Source organism: Flaviaestuariibacter terrae (assembly GCF_054777635.1).
Genome location: NZ_BAAHAL010000006.1, coordinates 242574 through 262831, shown reverse-complemented (window position 1 = coordinate 262831; position 20258 = coordinate 242574). Strand labels below are relative to the sequence as shown.

The 20258-nt window shown below is 58.8% G+C and carries 18 protein-coding genes; 13 read left to right on the top strand and 5 right to left on the bottom strand.

The genetic code is table 11. The features are described 5' to 3' along the window. Nucleotides 1-52 precede the first annotated feature (52 nt). Complete coding sequence (locus ACYU7Z_RS01810; protein ID WP_460566973.1) at nt 53-1213, top strand: carboxylate-amine ligase; 1161 nt, start codon at nt 53-55, stop codon at nt 1211-1213. 89 nt (nt 1214-1302) lie between these two features. Beyond that, a complete protein-coding gene (locus tag ACYU7Z_RS01805; RefSeq protein WP_460566972.1) occupies nt 1303-1560 on the top strand; it encodes a hypothetical protein in 258 nt (85 codons plus the stop codon). Here the strand turns inward: ACYU7Z_RS01805 and ACYU7Z_RS01800 are convergent. Continuing rightward, nucleotides 1557-2591 carry an alpha/beta hydrolase family protein gene (locus ACYU7Z_RS01800; RefSeq protein WP_460566971.1) on the bottom strand — a complete coding sequence of 345 codons (1035 nt, stop codon included), beginning with the start codon at nt 2589-2591 and terminating at the stop codon, nt 1557-1559. The genes ACYU7Z_RS01805 and ACYU7Z_RS01800 overlap by 4 nt on opposite strands. Nucleotides 2592-2661: 70 nt before the next feature. Here ACYU7Z_RS01800 and ACYU7Z_RS01795 point away from each other — a divergent pair, with 70 nt between their 5' ends. The 5 genes from ACYU7Z_RS01795 (at nt 2662) to ACYU7Z_RS01775 (ending at nt 8954) form a co-directional block, all read left to right on the top strand. Beyond that, nucleotides 2662-4305 (top strand): amidase, encoded by a 1644-nt coding sequence (locus ACYU7Z_RS01795; RefSeq protein ID WP_460566970.1) that lies wholly within the window; start codon nt 2662-2664, stop codon nt 4303-4305. Nucleotides 4306-4314: 9 nt separating this feature from the next. Continuing rightward, complete coding sequence (locus ACYU7Z_RS01790) at nt 4315-5961, top strand: amidohydrolase (RefSeq protein ID WP_460566969.1); 1647 nt, start codon at nt 4315-4317, stop codon at nt 5959-5961. 43 nt (nt 5962-6004) lie between these two features. Further along, nucleotides 6005-6829, top strand: coding sequence for a type 1 glutamine amidotransferase (locus tag ACYU7Z_RS01785; RefSeq protein ID WP_460566968.1), 825 nt, complete (start codon nt 6005-6007; stop codon nt 6827-6829). 146 nt (nt 6830-6975) lie between these two features. Beyond that, a complete protein-coding gene (locus ACYU7Z_RS01780; protein WP_460566967.1) occupies nt 6976-8175 on the top strand; it encodes an ATP-grasp domain-containing protein in 1200 nt (399 codons plus the stop codon). Between the two features lie 98 nt (nt 8176-8273). Next, on the top strand, nt 8274-8954 hold the full coding sequence (locus tag ACYU7Z_RS01775; protein WP_460566966.1) for a hypothetical protein: 681 nt from the start codon (nt 8274-8276) through the stop codon (nt 8952-8954). A 95-nt stretch (nt 8955-9049) separates the two neighbouring features. Here the strand turns inward: ACYU7Z_RS01775 and ACYU7Z_RS01770 are convergent, their stop codons facing one another. Further along, nucleotides 9050-11104, bottom strand: a complete 2055-nt coding sequence (locus ACYU7Z_RS01770; RefSeq protein WP_460566965.1) for a TonB-dependent receptor plug domain-containing protein — start codon at nt 11102-11104, stop codon at nt 9050-9052. An 81-nt stretch (nt 11105-11185) separates the two neighbouring features. Here ACYU7Z_RS01770 and ACYU7Z_RS01765 point away from each other — a divergent pair, with 81 nt between their 5' ends. From ACYU7Z_RS01765 to ACYU7Z_RS01755, 3 genes are all read left to right on the top strand, one after another. Next, nucleotides 11186-11851: a metal-dependent transcriptional regulator gene (locus ACYU7Z_RS01765; RefSeq protein ID WP_460566964.1), complete on the top strand. Its 666-nt coding sequence runs from the start codon at nt 11186-11188 to the stop codon at nt 11849-11851. Nucleotides 11852-11976: 125 nt separating this feature from the next. Beyond that, complete coding sequence (locus ACYU7Z_RS01760) at nt 11977-12414, top strand: hypothetical protein (RefSeq protein WP_460566963.1); 438 nt, start codon at nt 11977-11979, stop codon at nt 12412-12414. Nucleotides 12415-12532: 118 nt separating this feature from the next. Beyond that, on the top strand, nt 12533-12994 hold the full coding sequence (locus tag ACYU7Z_RS01755; RefSeq protein WP_460566962.1) for a hypothetical protein: 462 nt from the start codon (nt 12533-12535) through the stop codon (nt 12992-12994). 70 nt (nt 12995-13064) lie between these two features. On the opposite strand, the gene accC is transcribed toward ACYU7Z_RS01755, so the two are convergent. The 3 genes from accC to efp form a co-directional block, all read right to left on the bottom strand. Further along, entirely contained in the window at nt 13065-14402 is a 1338-nt protein-coding gene (gene accC, locus ACYU7Z_RS01750; protein WP_460566961.1) for an acetyl-CoA carboxylase biotin carboxylase subunit, read from the bottom strand. A 116-nt stretch (nt 14403-14518) separates the two neighbouring features. Beyond that, the gene (gene accB / locus ACYU7Z_RS01745) at nt 14519-15016 is read right to left on the bottom strand and encodes an acetyl-CoA carboxylase biotin carboxyl carrier protein (RefSeq protein ID WP_460566960.1); all 498 of its coding nucleotides are present in this window, start codon (nt 15014-15016) and stop codon (nt 14519-14521) included. Nucleotides 15017-15192: 176 nt separating this feature from the next. Continuing rightward, nucleotides 15193-15765, bottom strand: a complete 573-nt coding sequence (gene efp, locus ACYU7Z_RS01740) for an elongation factor P (protein WP_460566959.1) — start codon at nt 15763-15765, stop codon at nt 15193-15195. Between the two features lie 302 nt (nt 15766-16067). Between efp and ACYU7Z_RS01735 the strand changes: the two genes are divergently transcribed. From ACYU7Z_RS01735 to mdh, 3 genes are all read left to right on the top strand, one after another. Continuing rightward, complete coding sequence (locus ACYU7Z_RS01735; protein ID WP_460566958.1) at nt 16068-18593, top strand: BamA/TamA family outer membrane protein; 2526 nt, start codon at nt 16068-16070, stop codon at nt 18591-18593. A 123-nt stretch (nt 18594-18716) separates the two neighbouring features. Next, nucleotides 18717-19238 carry a TlpA family protein disulfide reductase gene (locus ACYU7Z_RS01730; protein WP_460566957.1) on the top strand — a complete coding sequence of 174 codons (522 nt, stop codon included), beginning with the start codon at nt 18717-18719 and terminating at the stop codon, nt 19236-19238. Nucleotides 19239-19322: 84 nt separating this feature from the next. After that, a complete protein-coding gene (mdh, locus tag ACYU7Z_RS01725) occupies nt 19323-20252 on the top strand; it encodes a malate dehydrogenase (protein ID WP_460566956.1) in 930 nt (309 codons plus the stop codon). Nucleotides 20253-20258: the final 6 nt, after the last annotated feature.

Sequence of the window (20258 nt, the reverse complement as noted above, 5' to 3'; positions counted from 1 at the left end):
TAAGGAACTGCCAGCAAACTAACACCAAACTCCAAACCCCAAACTTTCTTATATGCTTCTCGACGCAACCGAGCGCATTACGATCAACAAACCCGCATCCATGGCGCATCTGAACTTCAGCACCTTTACGCTTGGCGTGGAGGAGGAATATATGGTGATCGACCCGGCCAGCCGTGAGCTCAAAAGCCACGAGCAGCGGATCGTGCACGAAGGACAAAAGATCATCAAAGACAAGGTAAAGGCCGAAATGCACCAGGCCGTAGTGGAAGTCGGCACCGATATCTGTGCCAACATCGATGAGGCTTGGAAGGATATCAGCACGCTCCGGAGCACCATGTCGGAGATCGCGCGCAGCCTCGGCTTTTCGATGGGCGCCTCGGGCACCCACCCCTTCAGCCATTGGGAAAGCCAGCTGATCACCGATCATATCCGCTACAACGAGATCGTCAACGAGCTCCAGGAAGCGGCGCGGAGCAACCTGATCTTCGGCCTGCACGTGCACGTCGGGATGGAAACCCGCGAGATGGCCAACCATATCGCCAACAGCACCCGCTACTTCCTGCCGCATATCTACGCGCTCAGCACCAACTCACCGTTCTGGGAAGGCCGCAAGACCGGCTACAAGTCGTTTCGCACGAAAGTGTTCGACAAGTTCCCGCGCACCGGTATCCCCGAAGCTTTTGAAAGCATCGAGGCCTACGACAGCTACGTCAAGATCCTGATGAAGACGAACTGCATCGACAACGCCAAGAAGATCTGGTGGGACCTGCGCGTACACCCCTTCTTCAACACCGTCGAATTCCGCATCTGCGACATCCCGATGACGGTCGACGAAACGATCTGCATCGCGGCGCTTTTCCAGGCCATCTGCGCCAAGATCTACAAGCTGCGGATGCAGAATATGAACTTCATCCAGTACTCCCGCGCGCTGATCAACGAGAACAAGTGGCGGGCGAGTCGCTACGGCATCGACGGCTACCTGATCGACTTCGGCAAGCAGGAGGAGATCAACACACGCGTGCTGATCTACGAGCTGCTCGACTTCGTGGACGACGTGGTCGACGAGCTCGGGTCAAGGCACCGCCTTGCTTACGTGCACCAGATGCTGGAGCAGGGCACCGGCGCCGACCGCCAGCTCGCCGTGTTCGAGCAGAATAAGAATATGGTGGAAGTGGTTGACTATATCCAGTCGCAATTCCTGCATGGCATCTGACGCCTGAAGCGGCCTGCCGCAGCGGCTGACATAACCAAAATGTTGTATATTTAAGGAAGAAACGCGTAGCGCTTCTTCCTTTTTTGCTTATGGCCCGCATCTTCACGATACGATTCACCTACGAAGGACTGGACTACAGCGCGCTGATCACCGAGCGCGTACGCCCCATCGCCACCGAGTACAGCCTCTCCATGCTCGACAGCGAGATCGCAGGCATGCTCGAAGACCAAAAGATCTACCTGCTTCCCACCGGGGCCCTTTCCTTTTACAAGCAGGAAGGCCTGCCCGGACGTCTCGCCGAGAGCATCCTGCAGGCCATCACGCTGCATGTCAGCACACCCGCCTAGCCGCCCGCATCCACTTTGCGGATCCAATCGATCACGCCGGTCATGAACACCTTCTGGTCGTCCCACATGGCCAGGTGACTTCCATTCGGGCAGTATAAATACGATCCGTTCTTCACCATCCTGCTCTGGGCCTCCATCACTTTCGGATCCATGGTATCATAGCGTGCGCCCACCATCAGCGTGGGCACCGTGATGTTCTTCAGGTCGGCCTTGCGGTCCCAGTTGGCCAGACGCCCGCTGGCGCCGAACTCGGAGGGGCCCTGCATCATTTTATAAACCTCATAGTTCACATGCTTGAAGGCACGCGCCACCGGGTCGGGGAAGGGATAGATGCGGCAAAGATGCTTTGCATAGAAGTTAGGCATCAGCAGCTCCTCGTAGCGCGGGTTCTCGTAGTCGCCACGGGCCTCGATCGCGCGGATCTCCGCTACGACCTTCGGATCCATCTGCGGAGCAAGCACCTCGTTGGCGTATTTCACATAATCCGGGATCGAGGCCACCATGTTGGCCACCACCAGTCCCTTCATGTGCTGCTGGTATTTGAGCGCGTACTCCATCCCAAGAATGCCACCCCAGGAGTTGCCCAGCACATAAAAGTTGCTGGAGTCGGCACCGATCGCCTTCCGCACCTGCTCCACTTCGTCCACGAAGCGATCGACGGTCCACAGCGAGCTGTCCTTGGGCTGGTCCGAATAGTACGATCCCAGCTGGTCGTATTCATAGAATTCGAAGCCCTCTTCCGGGAAGAAGCTTTCGAAGCATTCCATGTATTCGTGTGTCATCGCCGGACCGCCGTGGAGCAGCAGCACCTTGATCCGCGGGTTGTTGCCGAATCGCTTGGTCCATACCTTGAAGGTGCCGGCCGGGGTAGTGATCGGTATCAGCCGGATGCCAGCGGTTTGCAGTCCGCTGTCGCCGTAGTTGAAATATTGGCGTACGGTGGGACTGCCGTCGCGTTCGCCGGCCGTGATGGTAGGCGGGTTGCAGCCCGCGGCAAGCAGGGCGATGGCCCCGAAAAGAAGGTTGCGCATAAGCCTTGTTTTGATACCGGTAAGATAAAGGTTCTGCCGTAAATTGGCCGCTTAACCCCGATCGCTGCACATGAAGAAACTCCTGTATGCATTGCTGCTTTGCTCCTGCACGGCAAGCGCGCAATCCCGCCCCGACTCCATTCAGCAGGCACAAACGGCAGCTCGTTGGCTCGACCTCGAATTCACCCCCGCCGAGGCCGACTCGCTTCTCGAAAGCCTCCAGGACTACAAGGAGACCTACAAGGGACTGCACGCGCGCCCGGCGGCCAACAGCCTCCCCTACCCGCTCGCGTTTCAGCCGGCACCCTTCGGCACGACGATTCCGCAGGGCCAGCAGCCGGTAAACTGGATCCTTCCGGAGATGCAGCTGCCCGCCAACCGCGCGGAGCTCGCTTTCTACTCGATCCCGCAGCTGGCTTCGCTCCTGAAAAGCAGGAAGATCAGCTCGGTGGAGCTCACACAGTTCTTTATCGGCCGCCTGAAAAAATGGGGGGATACGTTGCAGAGTGTCATCACGCTCACCGAAGACCGCGCGCTGGAAGAAGCGCGGCAGGCCGATGCCGAGATCCGCGCCGGCAAATGGCGCGGGCCGCTGCATGGCATACCCTACGGGCTCAAGGACCTCTTCGCCGTCAAAGGCTATAAGACAACATGGGGTTCCGCGCCCTACAAAGACCAGGTGCTCGAAGATGACGCGTACGTATACACGCAGCTGAAGAAAGCAGGCGCCGTGCTGTGCGCGAAGCTTTCCCTCGGCGCCCTGGCTTACAACAACAAATGGTTCGGTGGTGAAACGAAAAACCCCTGGGACCTCAGGCAGGGCTCGAGCGGATCATCGGCGGGCTCTGCCGCCTCGGTAGTCGCAGGGCTGCTGCCCTTCACGATCGGCACCGAAACACTCGGCTCCATCGTATCGCCCTCGGCACGCTGCGGGGCCACGGGCCTGCGTCCCAGCTTTGGAAGCGTCAGCCGCCACGGGGCCATGGTGCTTTGCTGGAGCCTCGACAAGGTCGGCCCTATCTGCCGCAGCGCCGAAGACGACGCGATCGTATACTATTACATCAAAGGCACCGACGGCCGCGACCCCGGCTCGGTCGATCATGCCTTCAATTACAACCCGAAGGCCGACGTGAAGAAACTGCGCGTGGGCTATGCAGCCAACTACTTCCGTCGCCTGGGGCCCGATGCCCCGGAGTGGAAAGTACTCGATGCGTACCGGGCCATGGGTGTAGAACCCGTAGCGGTCGACTTTCCCGATTCGGCAGTGTACCGCTTCGACATGGTCGGCCTGATACTGGCCGCGGAGGCCGCAGCGTCCTTCGACGAGCTGACCCGCAGCAACCGCGACGACCTCGTGGAGCGCCAGGACAAAGATTTCTGGCCCAACATTTTTCGCGGCGCCCGCTACATTCCCGCCGTTGAATACATCAACGCCAACCGCTGGCGCTACGAGCTGGGACAGCAGGTACAGGCCTTTATGAAAAACTGGGATGTCATTATCGCACCGTCATTCGGGGGGCGGCAGCTGTCGATCACGAACCTGACGGGCAACCCGGTTGTGTGCATGCCGATCGGCTACGGAAAGGAAGGCCGACCGCAAAGCATAACCCTTATCGGCAATTTGTACGATGAAGCCAGTATTTTGCAGGCCGCCAAGGCGTACCAGGACCGCACGTACTTCAACAAGCAGCACCCGGCGCTCTTCCGGCAATAAGTATCCAGCATGAAACGACTCTTCCTCTTCGCGGCGCTGCTCGCGGTCACCGCATCCGTGAATGGCCAGAAGCTCAAGGCCGACCTGCTGCTGTACAATGCCCGTATTTATACGGCCGACAGCGCATTTTCCGTCGCCTCGGCGCTCACGGTGACCAACGGACAGATCAGCGCTGTGGGCAGCAGCGCCCAGTTGCTCAAAGCCTACGATGCGAAGCAGAAAGTGGATGCGCACGGCAAATTCGTCTACCCGGGGTTTATCGATGCACACGCACACTTTGTAAACTACGGCTTCAGCCTGCAACGCGTGAACGTCGCCGGCACCCGAAGCTGGAATGAAGTACTTGCACGCGTCGCTGCTTTCGTGAAGAAAAATCCCGGCAGCGGGGGAAGCTGGATCCTCGGGCGCGGCTGGGATCAGAACGACTGGGCCGTAAAAGAGTTTCCTGATCGCGCAGCGCTCGACAGGCTTTTTCCCGACAGGCCCGTGCTCCTCACGCGGATCGACGGACATGCGGCGGTCGCCAACAGCGCCGCGCTCCGTGCCGCCGGCATCAGCGGACCGGTACCAATCAACGGCGGCACTGTAGAAATACGGAACGGCCGCCCTACCGGCATTCTCATTGACAATGCCGTTGAGCTCGTAAGCAGCAAGATACCCGCGCCCGGCAGGCAGCAAGCCCGCGCCGCGCTGCTTGCCGCGGAGAAGAATTGCTTTGCCGAAGGCCTCACCACTATCGATGATTGCGGTCTCGATCACGAGGTCATAGAATTCATCGACTCGCTGCAACAGCGCGGCGAGCTCAGGATGCGCCTGTACGCCATGCTGAGCGACGCGCCGCGCAACTTTGCCTGGGCCCTTGACCGCGGCCCCTACAAATCGCCGCGCCTCAACGTTCGCGCCTTCAAGGTGTACGCCGACGGCGCCCTCGGGTCGCGCGGAGCGGCGCTGCTGCAACCGTACAGCGACAAGCCGGGCTGGAGTGGCTTCCTGCTGAATACGCCGGCGCATTTTGATTCGGTGGCCGCCGTGCTTGCCGCCAACGACTGGCAGATGTGCACCCATGCAATCGGCGACTCGGGCAACCGGACGATCCTGAACATTTACGCGAAGTACCTGCAGGGCCACAACGACCGCCGCTGGCGCATCGAGCACGCACAGGTGGTCAACCCGGCCGACTTCGCGCTCTTTGGCCGCTACAACATCATTCCGTCGGTGCAGCCGACACACGCCACCTCCGACATGTACTGGGCCGGCGACCGGCTCGGTGCGGAGCGGCTCAAGGGAGCCTATGCCTACCGGCAGCTGCTGGAGCAGAACGGCTGGATCCCGCTCGGGACGGATTTCCCGGTAGAGGATATCTCGCCGTTCAAGACCTTTTATGCCGCCGTGGCCCGCAAAGACAGCGCGGGCTTTCCCGCTGCCGGGTTCCAGCCCGAGAACGCCCTGAGCCGCAGGCAGGCCCTGTGGGGGATGACGCTTTGGGCGGCGAAAAGCAATTTCGAGGAAGATGAGAAAGGCAGCCTCGAGCCCGGCAAGTGGGCCGACTTCATCATTTTGGATCATGATTTGATGACCATCCCCGAAAAAGCGATCCTATCCACCCGGGTCCTGGCGACCTATGTGGGCGGATCGGCGGTATTTCGCCGTCAATAGATGAGTTTTACCCTATGTTTGTCACCTGCAACTGAGGATGGAAATGGTACGTATTGCAATTCTGGACCTGTATGAAGGGCAGCCCAACCAGGGCATGCGCTGTATCCGCGAGATCATCAACCAGTGGGGGGAATTCCACGGGCTGAATATGGCCTGGGATGAGTTTGACGTGCGCCAGAAGATGGACGTGCCCGACCTCTCCTATGATATTTATATCTCGAGCGGCGGCCCCGGCTCGCCCCTCGAAAGCGAAGGGCAGCCCTGGGAGATCGCCTATTTCGATTGGATCGGCAAGGTGATTTCCTGGAACGAGAACCCGCTTAACGAGCGCAAGAAGCACGTCTTCTTTATTTGCCATTCGTTCCAGATGGCCTGCCGCTATTTCGGAATCGGAAAGGTCACCCGCCGCAAGTCGACGGCCTTTGGCGTCTTTCCCGTGCACGTGCTCGTGGAAGGGCAGCAGGAATCCGTGTTCCATGGCCTCCGTGACCCGTTCTACGTGGTCGACAGCCGCGACTGGCAGGTGATCGACCCCGACTTCAACGACCTAAAGGAAATGGGCGCCCAGGTGCTCTGCATCGAGAAATACCGACCGCACGTGCCCTATTCGCAGGCCGTTATGGGACTGCGCTTCAATCCCTGGATGATCGGCACCCAATTCCACCCTGAAGCCGATGCTGTTGGTATGCGCATGTACCTGCAGCAGCCGGATAAAAAGCAGAACGTGATCGAAAACCACGGGCTCGAAAAATGGGAAAGCATGATGGAAGGCCTCTCCGCGCCCGACAAGATCATGTGGACCTACAGCCATATCCTCCCGAACTTCCTGACCATCGCCGCCCACAGGTACCTGCTGCAGCCCGCGTGAAACGCGTGAGGCGCGAAGGGGGACCGGACAGCGCGAACATGGTTGTTCCGTCGGAGTGCACTGCGTTCCGCTCTTCCCGCAATGACGGTCGCAATATGATGCTGCTTCACTAAACGTCATTATCTTGAAGCCAAACAGAGCGCTTCATGATCCCAGCTATCCGGCAGGCGTACAACGCGGCATTCACGCAGGAAAAATACACGGCATTTATCGAGGAGTTATCGAACGCCCATCCCGGCCAGCTGGATTTCCGCGTTGCTGAAACACCCATTTTCGTTCCGCGCAGCTTCAAGGAACAAATCCTGTCGGCCTGCGAAAGCATTGTCGATGCGATCCTCGACCCGTCGTATCATGGCAAGAGCGACAAGGCGATCCCGCCGCAGCTCCGCGTGCCGCGCGAGGACGGTCACCCGCAGTTTATCGCTTTCGATTTCGGCATCTGCTACGGCCCCGAAGGAAGCCTCGAGCCGCAGCTGATCGAGATGCAGGGATTCCCGAGCCTCTTTGCCTACCAGGTTTTATTCCCCGAGATCCACGCGCGGCATTTCGGCAAGCCGCCCGGCTTCAGCACCTATCTCGGCGGCTTCGACAAGGAAAGCTACATCGACCTGTTGCGCAGGCTGATCGTCGCCGACGAGGATCCGGAGAACGTTATCCTTCTCGAAATTTTCCCGGAGCAGCAGAAAACGCGCGTCGACTTTGCGGTGACGAAGCGTTACCTCGGAATCGAAACCGTTTGCCTCACGCAGATCATCCGCGAAGGACGGAAGCTTTTCTATGAGAAGGACGGCCGCCGCATCCGCATCAACCGTATTTACAACCGGCTCATCTTCGACGACCTGCACCAGCAATCACCCGAGGTGCAGGCAAAAGGCGCCCTATTCCAGGAAGACCTCGACGTCACCTGGGTGCCGCATCCCAACTGGTTTTACCGGCTGAGCAAATTCAGCCTGCCTTTTATCGATCATCCCTATGTGCCGAAAACGCGCTTCCTCAACGAGGTTGACGAGCTGCCGCAGGACCTGGAGAATTACGTGGTGAAGCCGCTCTTTTCCTTTGCCGGGCAGGGCGTCATCATCGATGTAACCCCGGCGGCGATCGCGGCCATCAGTGACAAGGAAAACTGGATCCTGCAGCGCAAAGTGCCGTACGCACCCGTGATCCAAACACCCGGCGAGCCGGCCAAAGCGGAGATCCGCATCTTCTACTTCTGGGAGCCCGGCGCCGGGCGGCCGGTACCCACGAGCAACCTCGCACGCCTCAGCAAGGGGAAGATGGTGGGCGTTCGCTATAACAAGGACAAGGATTGGGTGGGCGGCACCTTCTGCCTTTTTGAAGAGGACTAGCCCGGCCGTGTCCGCTGATAATGCCTCGTTAACTTCCGGTTACATGGAATCGATCTGTTCTGGCACACGCTTTTCCTGAAAGAGGAAAAGTATGACCTATGAAAAAGATCGCATCCATCATCGTTTTTGCCTTGTTTGCCGGCACAGCTGTCCAGGCACAGGTAACACCGGCTCCCACGCAAACGACTGTCGCGACATCTGCTCTCGAACGCCAGATCGCGGGTCTGAACGCGAAATACGATGATATTGTCGCCCGCATTCAAGCCAACCCGGGGTTGAGCCAGGCAGCGAAAGATCGTAAGATCGCCGGGGCGAACGAAGCCCGTGCCAGCAAGATCGCTGCAGCGCGTGCGGCCTATGCCCGCCGCTACTCAATGTCCAGTACGTCGAACAACGCGGCTTATGCCACGCCCCTCGACCAGCAGATCGCTGCGCTCAACGCGCGCTACGATGAACTCGTGGCTAACATCCAGTCTGATACCCGGCTGACGCAGGCACAAAAAGACAATAAGATCCGGCAGACGAACGAGTCGCGGGCATTGAAGATCCGTGAGGCACGTGAAGCTGCCAGTCGACGAAGCGTAACACCCGTTCTGTCGCCTAGCTCGACAGCCATCGATCAGCAGATTGCCGCGCTGAATGCGCGCTACGATCAAATCGTGGCCGAGATACAGGCCGATTCGCGGCTGACGCAGGCTCAAAAGGACGTAAAAATCAGGCAGACCAACGAATCGCGCGCGCTCAAGATCAGCGAGGCCCGTGCGGCGGCCCGTCACTAATACGTAATCAGCAAACAGGATACTGTCTTTCCCGCAGCAAGGGAATCGGCGGTATCCTGTTTTTCGTTCATTTCTATCCCGAACAACGTGCGGAGCTAGTCCCACCTGAGCCGAACGCCCATAAATACGCGCCGTCCCTGATTGGGTGCATACACGTATGCGGGGTCGAACGTAAGCCGGTAGGGATTATCCGGTGTTTGCAGCACCTGCCCGCTTCCATCGTATTGGACCTGCTTATCGAACGGATCGTTGGCCCGTGCAATAAGAAAGGGATTGCTCTTCGCGGGCGTCCAGTTCAGCAGGTTCTTTACCCCGCCGTACAGCTCACAGCGCTTCGAGATCCATTGTGTTACCTGCAGGTTCTGCAGGCTCCACACGGGGGAGTAAGGCCGGCGCGGGTCCAGCTCGGATTGCAGCGGAAGCCGCATCGGGCCATACACGTTACCGGTGTAATCGATGGTGATACCGGCGAGCGAAAACGTGTAGCTGATCGCCCAGGTACCGCTGAAGCGCTCGGTGAGCACCGGCCGGAGCCGCACGGCTTTACCGTTCCTGTTTTCGACCGTGGCCACGTCCTGCAGCGTGATCCCGATATTGCCCCGCAGCCGTTGCCGCCAGGATCCCTCCAAACCCAGGCTGATACCCCGTGACTCGGCGTGACCGGCAAGATTGCTATAGATGATCTTGTTGGGATCAGCGTCGTAGTCGGGCTGGATGCGGTTGAAAAAGTAGGTGTACCAGGCAGACAGGTCAAGCGAGAACTGGCGGCCCGGCCGGCCGAAGGGCAGCGTATAGTTGAGGCTGCCGTTGTAGCTTCGCTCGGGCTTCAGCGCTTCCCGTATTTCTACGGAACGGGCGCCAGTCAGCGCCGCGTGCTCCTCCGTAAAGATGCTGACGACCCGGAAGCCGGTGCCGGCATTCAAGCGAAGCGCCTGACACCGCGGGAGTTGCCATTTCCAGGCCGCCCGCGGTGTCAGGATCGATCCGTGCACCGGGTGATGATCCCAGCGCAGACCCGCGAGCAGCGTGTGTTTCGGGGATGCTTTCCATTCGTCCTGGACAAATATGCCGGGCAGCAGCACACGCTCGGGCCGGTTCGCCCCGCTGGCCGTATCACGCGTCGCCGTGGAATTATCATCGTAATAGGTATGCCGCGTTACAAGCCCCATCAGCAAGCCATGCGTGCCGACATTCCAACCGGAGGTAAGCTGGCCGAAAAGGATCTTCTGATCGCCGATGAAGGGATGCGTTCCATAGGCGGCATTCTGCCGATGGCCGGTCGCGCTGAACGAAAAGTTCCACTGCCCCCGGAGCGGCAGCTGGTATCGCCCGATAACTTCCCACCGACCCGTATAAATACTTTCGCCGTACACCTCGTCCCCGCCCCGGTGGCGCCGCTCCCACCCTAGCTCGCCGCCCCAGCGATCCTCGTAGAAATACCTGGCCGCAAGGGTTGCCAGCCGCCCCGAGCGACGCGCAAGCTGCCACTTCTGGAATATCGAGATCCGGTGCTGCAGCGTTACATCGGTGAAGCCGTCGCCATTGTCATCGACCCGGTTCTGGAAATAGAAATAGTTGAGACCCGTAAGCGCCGTAAGCTTTCCGATGCGGAAGCGCGCGCCGGCGTCGACGCTGTGCTCCCGCCAGCTGGTGGACATCAGGTTGAGCGAAAACCGCGGTGCCTTTGCCGGGTCCCTGGTGATAACGTTGATCAGCCCGCCGATGGCCTCGGAGCCGTAAAGACCGGAAGCGGGCCCTTTGATCAGCTCCACCTTTTCGAGCAGCTGGCTCGGTATCCCGAAGAGGCCGTACACCGAGGAAAGACTGCTCACGATCGGCATCCCGTCGATGGTTACCATCGTATACGGCCCCTCAAGACCGTTGATGTGAATGTCTCCCGTGTTGCACACGCTGCAATTGATCTGCGGTCGTACCCCGTTTACGCCCTGGAGCGATTCGAAGAGGCTCGGCGCGGGGTTCTTCCTGAAAAATTGCGCGGTATACACTTCAACGGCCACGGGGCTCTCCAGCCGGCGCACGGGCTTCATCGTGCCCGATACCACCACTTCGTCAAGCGACGATTGAAACAGCGTGTCCTGCGCCGCCAGGGCCGACGGAAACAGGAAGGCAAGAAAGAGCACGTACCGCATGACCAACCATTTTAGCCACCAAAGATAGATTATTTGGGCTCCCAAATTTTTAATATCCGGCACACCTGCTACATTTGGGCAATGTCGCACTTTACGCACCACTACGAGGAGAATTACCTCAAAGCGATCTACAAGCTCCAGCAAAAGGCGGCCGGCAAGGTCAACAATATTGCGCTCGCCCGCTACCTCGACCTTAACCCGGCATCGGTGCTGGAGATGGTGCGGAAGATGACCGAGAAGGGACTTGTGCAGCTCCAGCCCGATAAAAGCATCGGCCTCAGCCGCAGCGGCGAGCGCACTGCGCTGTCCATTATCCGCCGGCACCGCTTGTGGGAGGTGTTCCTCGTAGAAAAGCTCGGCTACCAATGGCACGAGGTACACTACCTCGCCGAACAGCTCGAGCATATCGATTCGGAGGATATGGTGGACCGCCTCGAGGCTTTTCTCAAATACCCGAAGGTGGACCCGCACGGCGATCCCATTCCGGACAGGAGCGGACGCATGGCCGAAAGCGATGCCGCCCCGCTGACGGAAGTGGCCGTTGGCAAGGTGTACGTCATCCAGTCCTTCGCCGATACCGACGATTCCTTCCTCGATTACCTGGGCAAGCTGCAGCTGCGGCCCGGTACGCGGGTGAAGCTCCTGGAGCATCTCGATTACGACGGGTCCTGCCAGGTGCTGGTACAGCGGGCTACGCTTCAGCTTTCGGAGAAGGTTGCGGGCAACATTCTCGTCACCCGCCCCTGAGCTCGCCTGAGCCCAACCAGCCCCAACAGCCCTCCAACGGCCATTTATAAGCCAAAAATGACCGGCACCTGCGTTATGGCGCAGTTTGGCACTATCCTTTCGCCTGTACCGTACAAACAACACGTATGAAAAAGCTACTGATGCTGCTCCTCGCCGGCGGATTGTGTGCGGGTGCAGCGGCGCAAAATAATACGGGCGCCGCGGGTCAGCCCTCCTGCCAGGCCCAGTTCGATGCGATCAACCGGAGCTACGACGAGCAGATCCGTTCGTTCAGCGACAACCCGAAGATCAACCCGATCGACCGGGAATACCGCAGCCTGATGCTGAATTTCTTCCGCGGGCAAAAGCTTAGCGCTGCGGAATCGGCCTGCGGCAGCACCCGGAAGCAATACCGCAGCTGCCTCGACCAGGCTAACGCCATCAACCAGTCGTACAACAGCCAGGTTGCCGCATTGCGGGGCAATAACCACTATTCAAAGCAGGAACGTGCCGAAAAGGTGGAGCAGATCAACCAGGAGCGAAACGGGAAACTGAAGGAACTGCTCACGACCTGCGGCGGATAGCGTGTAGGGCCGATCGTTCCTGTACGCCCTGACAGCGGTCCATTCGTTTTAACGATTCCTAACGCGGCAAAGCTCGTTCTTGGCATAGAATTTCGCAAGCTGTATAAAATTGAAGCGTATGAAAAAGCTACTTACTCTCTTCTTCTGCACCGGACTTGCTACAGCGGCCTTTTCACAAAGCGACCGCGAGCGCGCCGGCGACGCAATCCTGCGTGGCGGAAATCGCCAGACCACAAGCAGCTCGGTTGGCCGTAGCTGTCAGAGCCAGATCGATGTCATCAATCAGCGCTACAACCAGGAAGTGGCCACGATCCGCGCCGACAGCCGCCTGACGCCCGCCGTGCGGGAGCAAAATATTCGCCTGGCCGATGATCGCCGCCGCCAGCGCATCGACGAAGTAAACCGCAACTGCGTCAACGGTACGGTAGGTTCCGGCTACGGTGGCGGCAAAGGAAGAACAAAGGTCAAAGGCAACAATGGCAATCACTACGGCTGGGAAAAAGGCAAGGGCAACCCGCACCGCAGTGGAAACAACTGGAAAGGAAAAGGCAAAGACAAGAAAGACAAGAACGAAGATTAATTTTTGCGATACCCTTATTACAAAAAGGCCTCCCCGTCGGGGAGGCCTTTTTGTATCGAAGCTTATTGATCTATTTCATCTGGAAACCTTCCAGGAACTTCGTATTGAAGTCGCCCGAGCGGAAACGCTCGTCCTGCATCAGTTGCAGGTGGAATGGAATCGTGGTTTTCACACCTTCGATCACGTATTCGCTGAGCGCGCGGTACATCGTATCGATGGCCTCTTCGCGGGTTTGCGCCACGGTGATCAGCTTGCCGATCATCGAGTCGTAGTACGGCGGGATAACATAGCCCGCATACACGTGGCTGTCGACGCGCACGCCATGGCCACCGGGCTGGTGCAGCACGGTGATCTTGCCCGGCGAGGGTCGGAAATCGTTATAGGGATCCTCGGCGTTGATGCGGCACTCGATGGCGTGCATCGACGGCTCGTAGTCGCGGCCGGATATCCGCTCGCCCATGGCGATCTTGATCTGCTCCTTGATAAGGTCGTAGTTGATCACTTCCTCCGTCACGCAGTGCTCCACTTGGATCCGCGTGTTCATTTCCATGAAGTAGAAGTTGCGGTGCTTGTCGACCAGGAACTCGATGGTACCTACGCTCTCGTAGTTGATGGCCTGGGCAGCCTTCTTGGCGGCCTCACCCATTGCGTAGCGCAGCTCCGGGGTCATGAAGGGCGAAGGCGATTCTTCAACCAGCTTCTGGTGACGGCGCTGGATCGAGCAGTCGCGCTCCGACAGGTGACACACGGTGCCGTAGCGGTCGCCGGCGATCTGGATCTCGATGTGGCGGGGCTCCTCCACGAATTTCTCCATGTAGATGCCGTCGTTCTTGAACGAGGCGCCGGCTTCGGCCTTGGCCGTGCTGTAGGCGCGCTCCATTTCATCTTCCGACCAAACCACGCGCATGCCCTTGCCGCCGCCGCCGGCGGTAGCCTTCAGGATCACGGGATAACCCATGCCCTTGGCCAGGCTCTTGGCCTCGTCGAGGCTTTGCAGGAGACCTTCCGATCCCGGGATGACGGGAACGCCGGCGCGGATCATCGTTTCCTTCGCCGTGATCTTGTCGCCCATGGCGTTGATCATTTCGGGCGTCGGGCCGATGAATTTGATGCCGTGGTCGGCGCAGATCTTGGAGAACTTGGCGTTCTCGGCCAGGAATCCGTAGCCGGGGTGAATGGCGTCGGCGTTGGTGATCTCGGCGGCCGCCATGATGTGCGGGATATTGAGGTACGAATCGGCGCTCTGGGGCTTACCGATGCACACCGCCTCGTCGGCAAACTTCACGTGGAGGCTATCCTTGTCGGCAGTGGAATAAACAGCAACCGTTTTGATGCCCATTTCGCGGCAGGTACGGATCACGCGAAGCGCAATCTCGCCGCGGTTGGCAATCAGTATTTTCTTAAACACAGGATTTCAATTAATGGGTAATGGGATAACGGGGTAATGGCCCTTCGACAGGCTCAGGGTGACAAGGCTTTTAATTTGTCACCCTAAGCATAGCCGAAAGACCATCAGCATATTCGTTACGCGGGCTCTACGAGGAACAGGGGCTGATCGTATTCAACCGGGGAAGCGTCTTCCACCAGGATCTTGACGATCTTTCCTTTCACTTCGCTTTCGATCTCGTTGAACAGCTTCATGGCCTCGATGATGCAAACTACTTTGCCAACGGACACCTCGTCGCCAACATTCACGAAATCGGGCTTGTCGGGCGAGGGTCGGCGGTAGAAGGTGCCGATCATCGGGCTCTTGATGGTAATCGTATTGCTCGGGGCAGCGGCGGCGGGGGCGGCGGAGCCGGCGGCAGCTGCGGGAGAGCCAGCGGCGGCGGGGGCTGCCTGCGGCATCTGCATCTGCGGCATCGGGAGCTGCATCTGCGGCATCGACGAAGCCATCACCTGCGTGATCTGCTCTTCTTTCTGGCGAACGGTGATCTTGAAATCTTTCTGCTCAATCGTCACTTCACCGATATTGGAGTCGTTGACGAGCTGAATCAACTCCTGAATTTGCTTAAAATCCATTTGCTTCAATTTGAATAGGTTTTGGTTTGAACAGGGAGGCTAAGATAGGGCGAAAATAGGGTTTTGAAGGGTACCGGACGGTTTTGAACCGCTGGATTCAACGCTTTCCTTATTGTCCGCTGATCCCGGTAACGGGTAAACGAAAAAGCCCCCAGTTCCGGGAGCTTTCCTGAAAGTTATTTTTCGTCTTTTACGCGCTCGACGTATTCACCGGTCTTGGTGTTAACGCGGATGGTGTCGCCCTCGTTCACGAACAGGGGAACCATCACCTGGGCACCGGTTTCGATAGTCGCGGGCTTCAGCGTACGGGTGGCGGTATCGCCTTTCATTCCCGGCTCGCTGTACGTGATCTTGGTAACGATTTTCTCGGGGAGCTCCACGCTCATCGGAAGCTCGGTCTCGGTATTCACCAGCACGGAGCAAACCATGCCTTCCGTCAGGAATTTCGGCGCATCAACCAGGTTCTCGGCCACGGCCACCTGCTCGAAGGTCTCATTGTCCATGAAGTTGTAACCGGTATCGTCCTGGTAGAGGTACTGGTAGTCGCGGCGCTCTACGCGTACGGGGTGAATGGTTTCACCCGAGTTCCAGGTCTTTTCGATCGTGCGGTTGTTGTCGACGCCGGCGAGCTTCGCCCATACTTTGGCGGCGGCGCGGGCCGTTTTGTTTTCGCCGTATTCAACAACTTTGTACAAACTGCCGTCGAGCTTGATGATCAAGCCCCGGCTGATATCTGCGGTAGATGCCATGATTGAATAAATTAAAGAGGCGGCAAAGATAGGGTTTTGGGAAGGTTTAGAAAGGTTTTGGAAGGTTTTGAAAGGCAAAAGGGGTCAGCTGGTTTAGAGAAGGTTTAGAACGGTTCTGGTAAGGTGGCATAATCTGAGTTCCGGGATCTGAAATAAAGAATCACTACATCCGCGATCCGGGATCCTGCATCCGACATCTCCCCTCCCGGTGGGTGGCATTGTTTTTTAGTCCCCTACCCGCAGAATCAGGCACTATGGACCAAAGCTCAGCATTGCACCCCCGGCGGACAAGACAGGCATTATTGATAGCGGCATTTTTCGCCGGCGCCTCGCCCCTTTTTGCCCAATCCACGATCCAGGAAGGCCCGACGGGGCAACCACCCCGGGCCCGGGTGATCGCAGGCCCGCAGTATAAAGCGGGACCCTTCAAGCGCACATTCCTCGGCCGGCACTACCGCGCCGAATGGACCGAGCCGGTGTGGGTTCCGGTGCTCAGCCTCGACACGCTTGGCGGTCTTACTCCCGTGGAGCAGGGCGGCGGCCGGCAAACGAAAACGCTTCGACTGAAAGACGCGCAGGGACGCCAGTACGTGCTCCGCTCCATCGACAAGGACTATTCGGGTGCCCTCCCCGAGATCACAGCGGGCACCTTTATCGGGAAGCTGGCCAAAGACCAGGTTTCGAGCGGGCATCCCTACGCCGCGGTCACCGTACCGATGATGGCCGATGCCGCCGGGGTTTACCATACCCGCCCCATCGTGGTGCTTGTAGCCGACGATCCACGGCTTGGGCAATACCGGTCCACTTTTGGCAACCTGCTCTGCCTTTTCGAGGAGCGCCCCGACAACGATGAGTCAACGGCGCCCAACTTCGGCAATTCGCTCAACGTTATCGGCACCGAGAAATTATACGAGCACCTCCACGAAGATCCCAACCAGCGCGTCGACCAGGAATCCTTCGTACGCGCCCGGCTCTTCGATATGTTCCTGGGCGACTGGGGCCGCCACGACGACCAGTGGCGCTGGGCCCGCTTCACCGAGGGCGGCCGCACGCTGTACCGGCCCATCCCCCGCGACCGCGACCAGGCCTATGCGCTTTTCGACGGCGTCATTCCCTTTATCGCCACCTCGCCCGAGCCCCTCGAAGTACTCGAAACCTTCCGGGGCGATATCAAGAACCTGAAGAAATACAACTTCCCAGCACGCTACCTCGACCGGCAGCTCGCCAACGAGGTCACCCCCGACCGCTGGATCGCCATCGCCCAGGACCTGCAGCAGCGCCTCACTGACAGTGTAATCGAGGCCTCGGTGCGGCAGCTTCCGCCCGAGATCTTCCAGCATTCCGGCGAAACGATCATCGCCAAGCTCAAAAGTCGCAGGAGCCACCTTGCCGAGTATGCGAAAAAATACAGTCATTACCTCGGCGAGCGCGTGGATATCGTGGGCACGTCGGCGGCCGACCGCTTTGAAGTGCGGCCCGGGGAGGGCCGGAACCTCGAGGTGCACGTGTACGGCGCCAACGGCACCCCGTACTACAGCCGCAGCTTCGATCCGCACGAGACGACAGAGATCCGGCTCTACGGCCTTAGCGGTTCCGACCGCTTCGACCTTGCCGGCAAGCGCAACATCAAGGTCCGCGTCATTGGTAGTGCCGACCCCGACACGGTGAGTGTGAGCGGTGGCGGCCGCAAGACCTTTGTGTACGACAACCCGGGCGACGTGATCAGCGAAAGCGGGCCGGTGCGCGTGCGCCTTTCCGCCGACACGGCTATCAACCGCTACGAATACAAGGCCTTTATCCCGAACACGGGTCATACGATCAAATTCCCGAGCTACAGCAACACCCGCGGCATTTATTTCAACGTGGGTTATATCTACCGCAAATACAGCTTCCGCAAGCAGCCGTTTTCGTGGGAGCAGCGTCTCCGCGGCAACTATTCGTTTTCGCGCAGCTCATTCGGTGGTGACTACTACGGCATCTTCAACGACGTCATCGGCCACTGGAGAGTACTGCTCAGCGCACGCTACGACCAGCGCCTGAAACACTACTTCTTCGGGATCGGGAACGAAACGAAATTCGAAGCCACTAACGCCAATTATTACCAGCTCTTTACCGAGGAAGCTGCAGCCACGGCGGGTCTCGAGCGACCCATCGGGAAGCATCAGCGCTTCGGCATCGCCTTCGGGTACGACAACATCCGCGTGCGCATCGACACCGGGTACTCCACTAAAGTGCTTCCCTTTACCCAGGCCAACGCGATCCCGCGCAAGACGTTCGGAAGCGCCGCCCTGTACTATGCCTTCCACGCCGTCGACAACGAAGTGATCCCGACAAAAGGTTTCAGCTTCGATGCCCTGGCGCGGCATACCGTTAACACGAACGAAACGAGCCGTTCCTTCCAGCGTTACGAGGCTACCGCATCGGCCTACTTCCCGCTGTCGTCTGTTGTTTCGCTGGTGGTCCATGGCGGTGGCGCCACGGTCAACGGCGATGTGGAATTTTACCAGCTCCCCACGCTTGGTGGCGGCGCGAGCCTGCGTGGCTACCGGCGGGAACGGTTCTACGGAAAATCGGTGCTCTTCAACCAGAACGAACTGCGCTTTCTCTGGAACATGCACAGCTGGCTGTTCAACGGCAAGGCCGGTCCGATCGCGTTCTTCGACAATGGCCGCGTATGGAACCCGGGCGAGCAGTCGAATGCCTGGCATACGGGCTTCGGAGCGGGACTCATGCTGGCACCGTTCAACAAAATCGCCATCACGGTGGCCTACGGGATAACGCCGGAAAGCAAGGTCGTGAACCTGCGGCTGGGAACGAAGGTGTTCTAGGGAAGACGCAAACTTGAACATTGAGAATTGACTATTGAACATTGAATATTCTCTGCCCGCTTCCCGCGTTAACGCCCCGTTATTCCCCTTGATGCAGCCACGCTGGTCCGTTATCTTTGGGCTATGACCCGCATGCTCGCCTTTCTCCTGCTCTCCTTTTTCGTTGCTGCTGGCGCTTCTGCACAGCCCGACACAACGAGGCTTCCGTACCTGCGCTTTCCCACGCTGCCCCCGCTGCAGCTGCTCCTCGGCGACAGCAGCACGCTGCTGACAAAGGACGACCTGCCCAGGGAGAAGCCGACGCTTGTCATGTACTTCAGCACCGGCTGCGGGCACTGCCAGCATACCACCGAGGAACTGGTAAAATACAAGGACAGCCTGCCCGACATGAACCTCGTGATGGCCACCTTCGCGTCGATCACCGACATGAATAATTTCCGCGCGCACTACGGCACCGACAGCCTGCCGCATACATTCGTTGGTAAGGACATTCACTTCCTGCTGCCTCCTTTTTACGGCATTGCCAACCTGCCCTTCTTCGCCTTCTACGACAAGAACGGCCAGCTGGCGGAAATCTTCGACGGGTCGCTGCATGTGCCGCAGATCATTGAGCGGGTACGGCAGGCGCAGCAGGGCAAAAAATGACCCGGAACGACCGCCCTGCCGAACGAACGCCAGCACCTATCTTCGCAGCGCAAAACCATTTTTGACTTCATAAATCATTCATCCATGAAAATTACGGTGGTAGGCGCCGGCGCCGTCGGCGCAACCGTGGCCGACAACATCGCCCGCAAGGAACTCTGCGAAGAACTGGTACTGCTCGACATCAAGGAAGGCCTGGCCGAAGGCAAGGCACTCGACATGACGCAAACAGCCGCCCTCCTGGGCTTCGATACGCGCATCACGGGCAGCACCAACGATTACAGCAAGACCGCCGGCTCGAGCGTGGTGGTGATCACCTCCGGCATTCCCCGCAAGCCCGGGATGACCCGCGAAGAGCTTATCGGCACCAACGCCAACATCGTAAAAGGAGTAACCGAAAACATCCTCAAGCACTCACCCGACGCGATCATCATCGTCATCTCCAACCCCATGGACACGATGACGATGCTGGCCCTCCAGTCGAGCGGCCTGCCGAAGAACCGCATCATCGGTATGGGCGGCATCCTCGACAGCGCCCGCTTCAAGTGCTACCTGAGCCAGGCCCTCTCCTGCTCGCCCAATGACCTCAATGCTATCGTGATCGGCGGCCACGGCGACACCACGATGATCCCGCTTATCCGCTACGCAACCTGGAACTCGGTTCCGGTGAGCCAGTTCCTCAGCGAGGAGCAGCAGCAGAAAGTTGTATCCGACACGATGGTAGGCGGTGCCACGCTGACCAAACTGATCGGCACCTCCGCCTGGTATGCACCCGGTGCTGCCGGCGCCGCACTGGTGGAAAGCATCGTACGCGACCAGAAGCGTCTTTTTGCCTGCTGCGTATCGCTCAACGGCGAGTACGGCCAGAACGACATCTGCCTGGGCGTACCCGTGATCATCGGTAAGAACGGCTGGGAGAAGATCGTCGACTACAAGCTTAACGCCGACGAGCAAGCGCTTTTCAGCAAGAGCGCTGATGCCGTGCGCAGCATGAACGATGTGCTGAAGACCCTGTAACCAAGA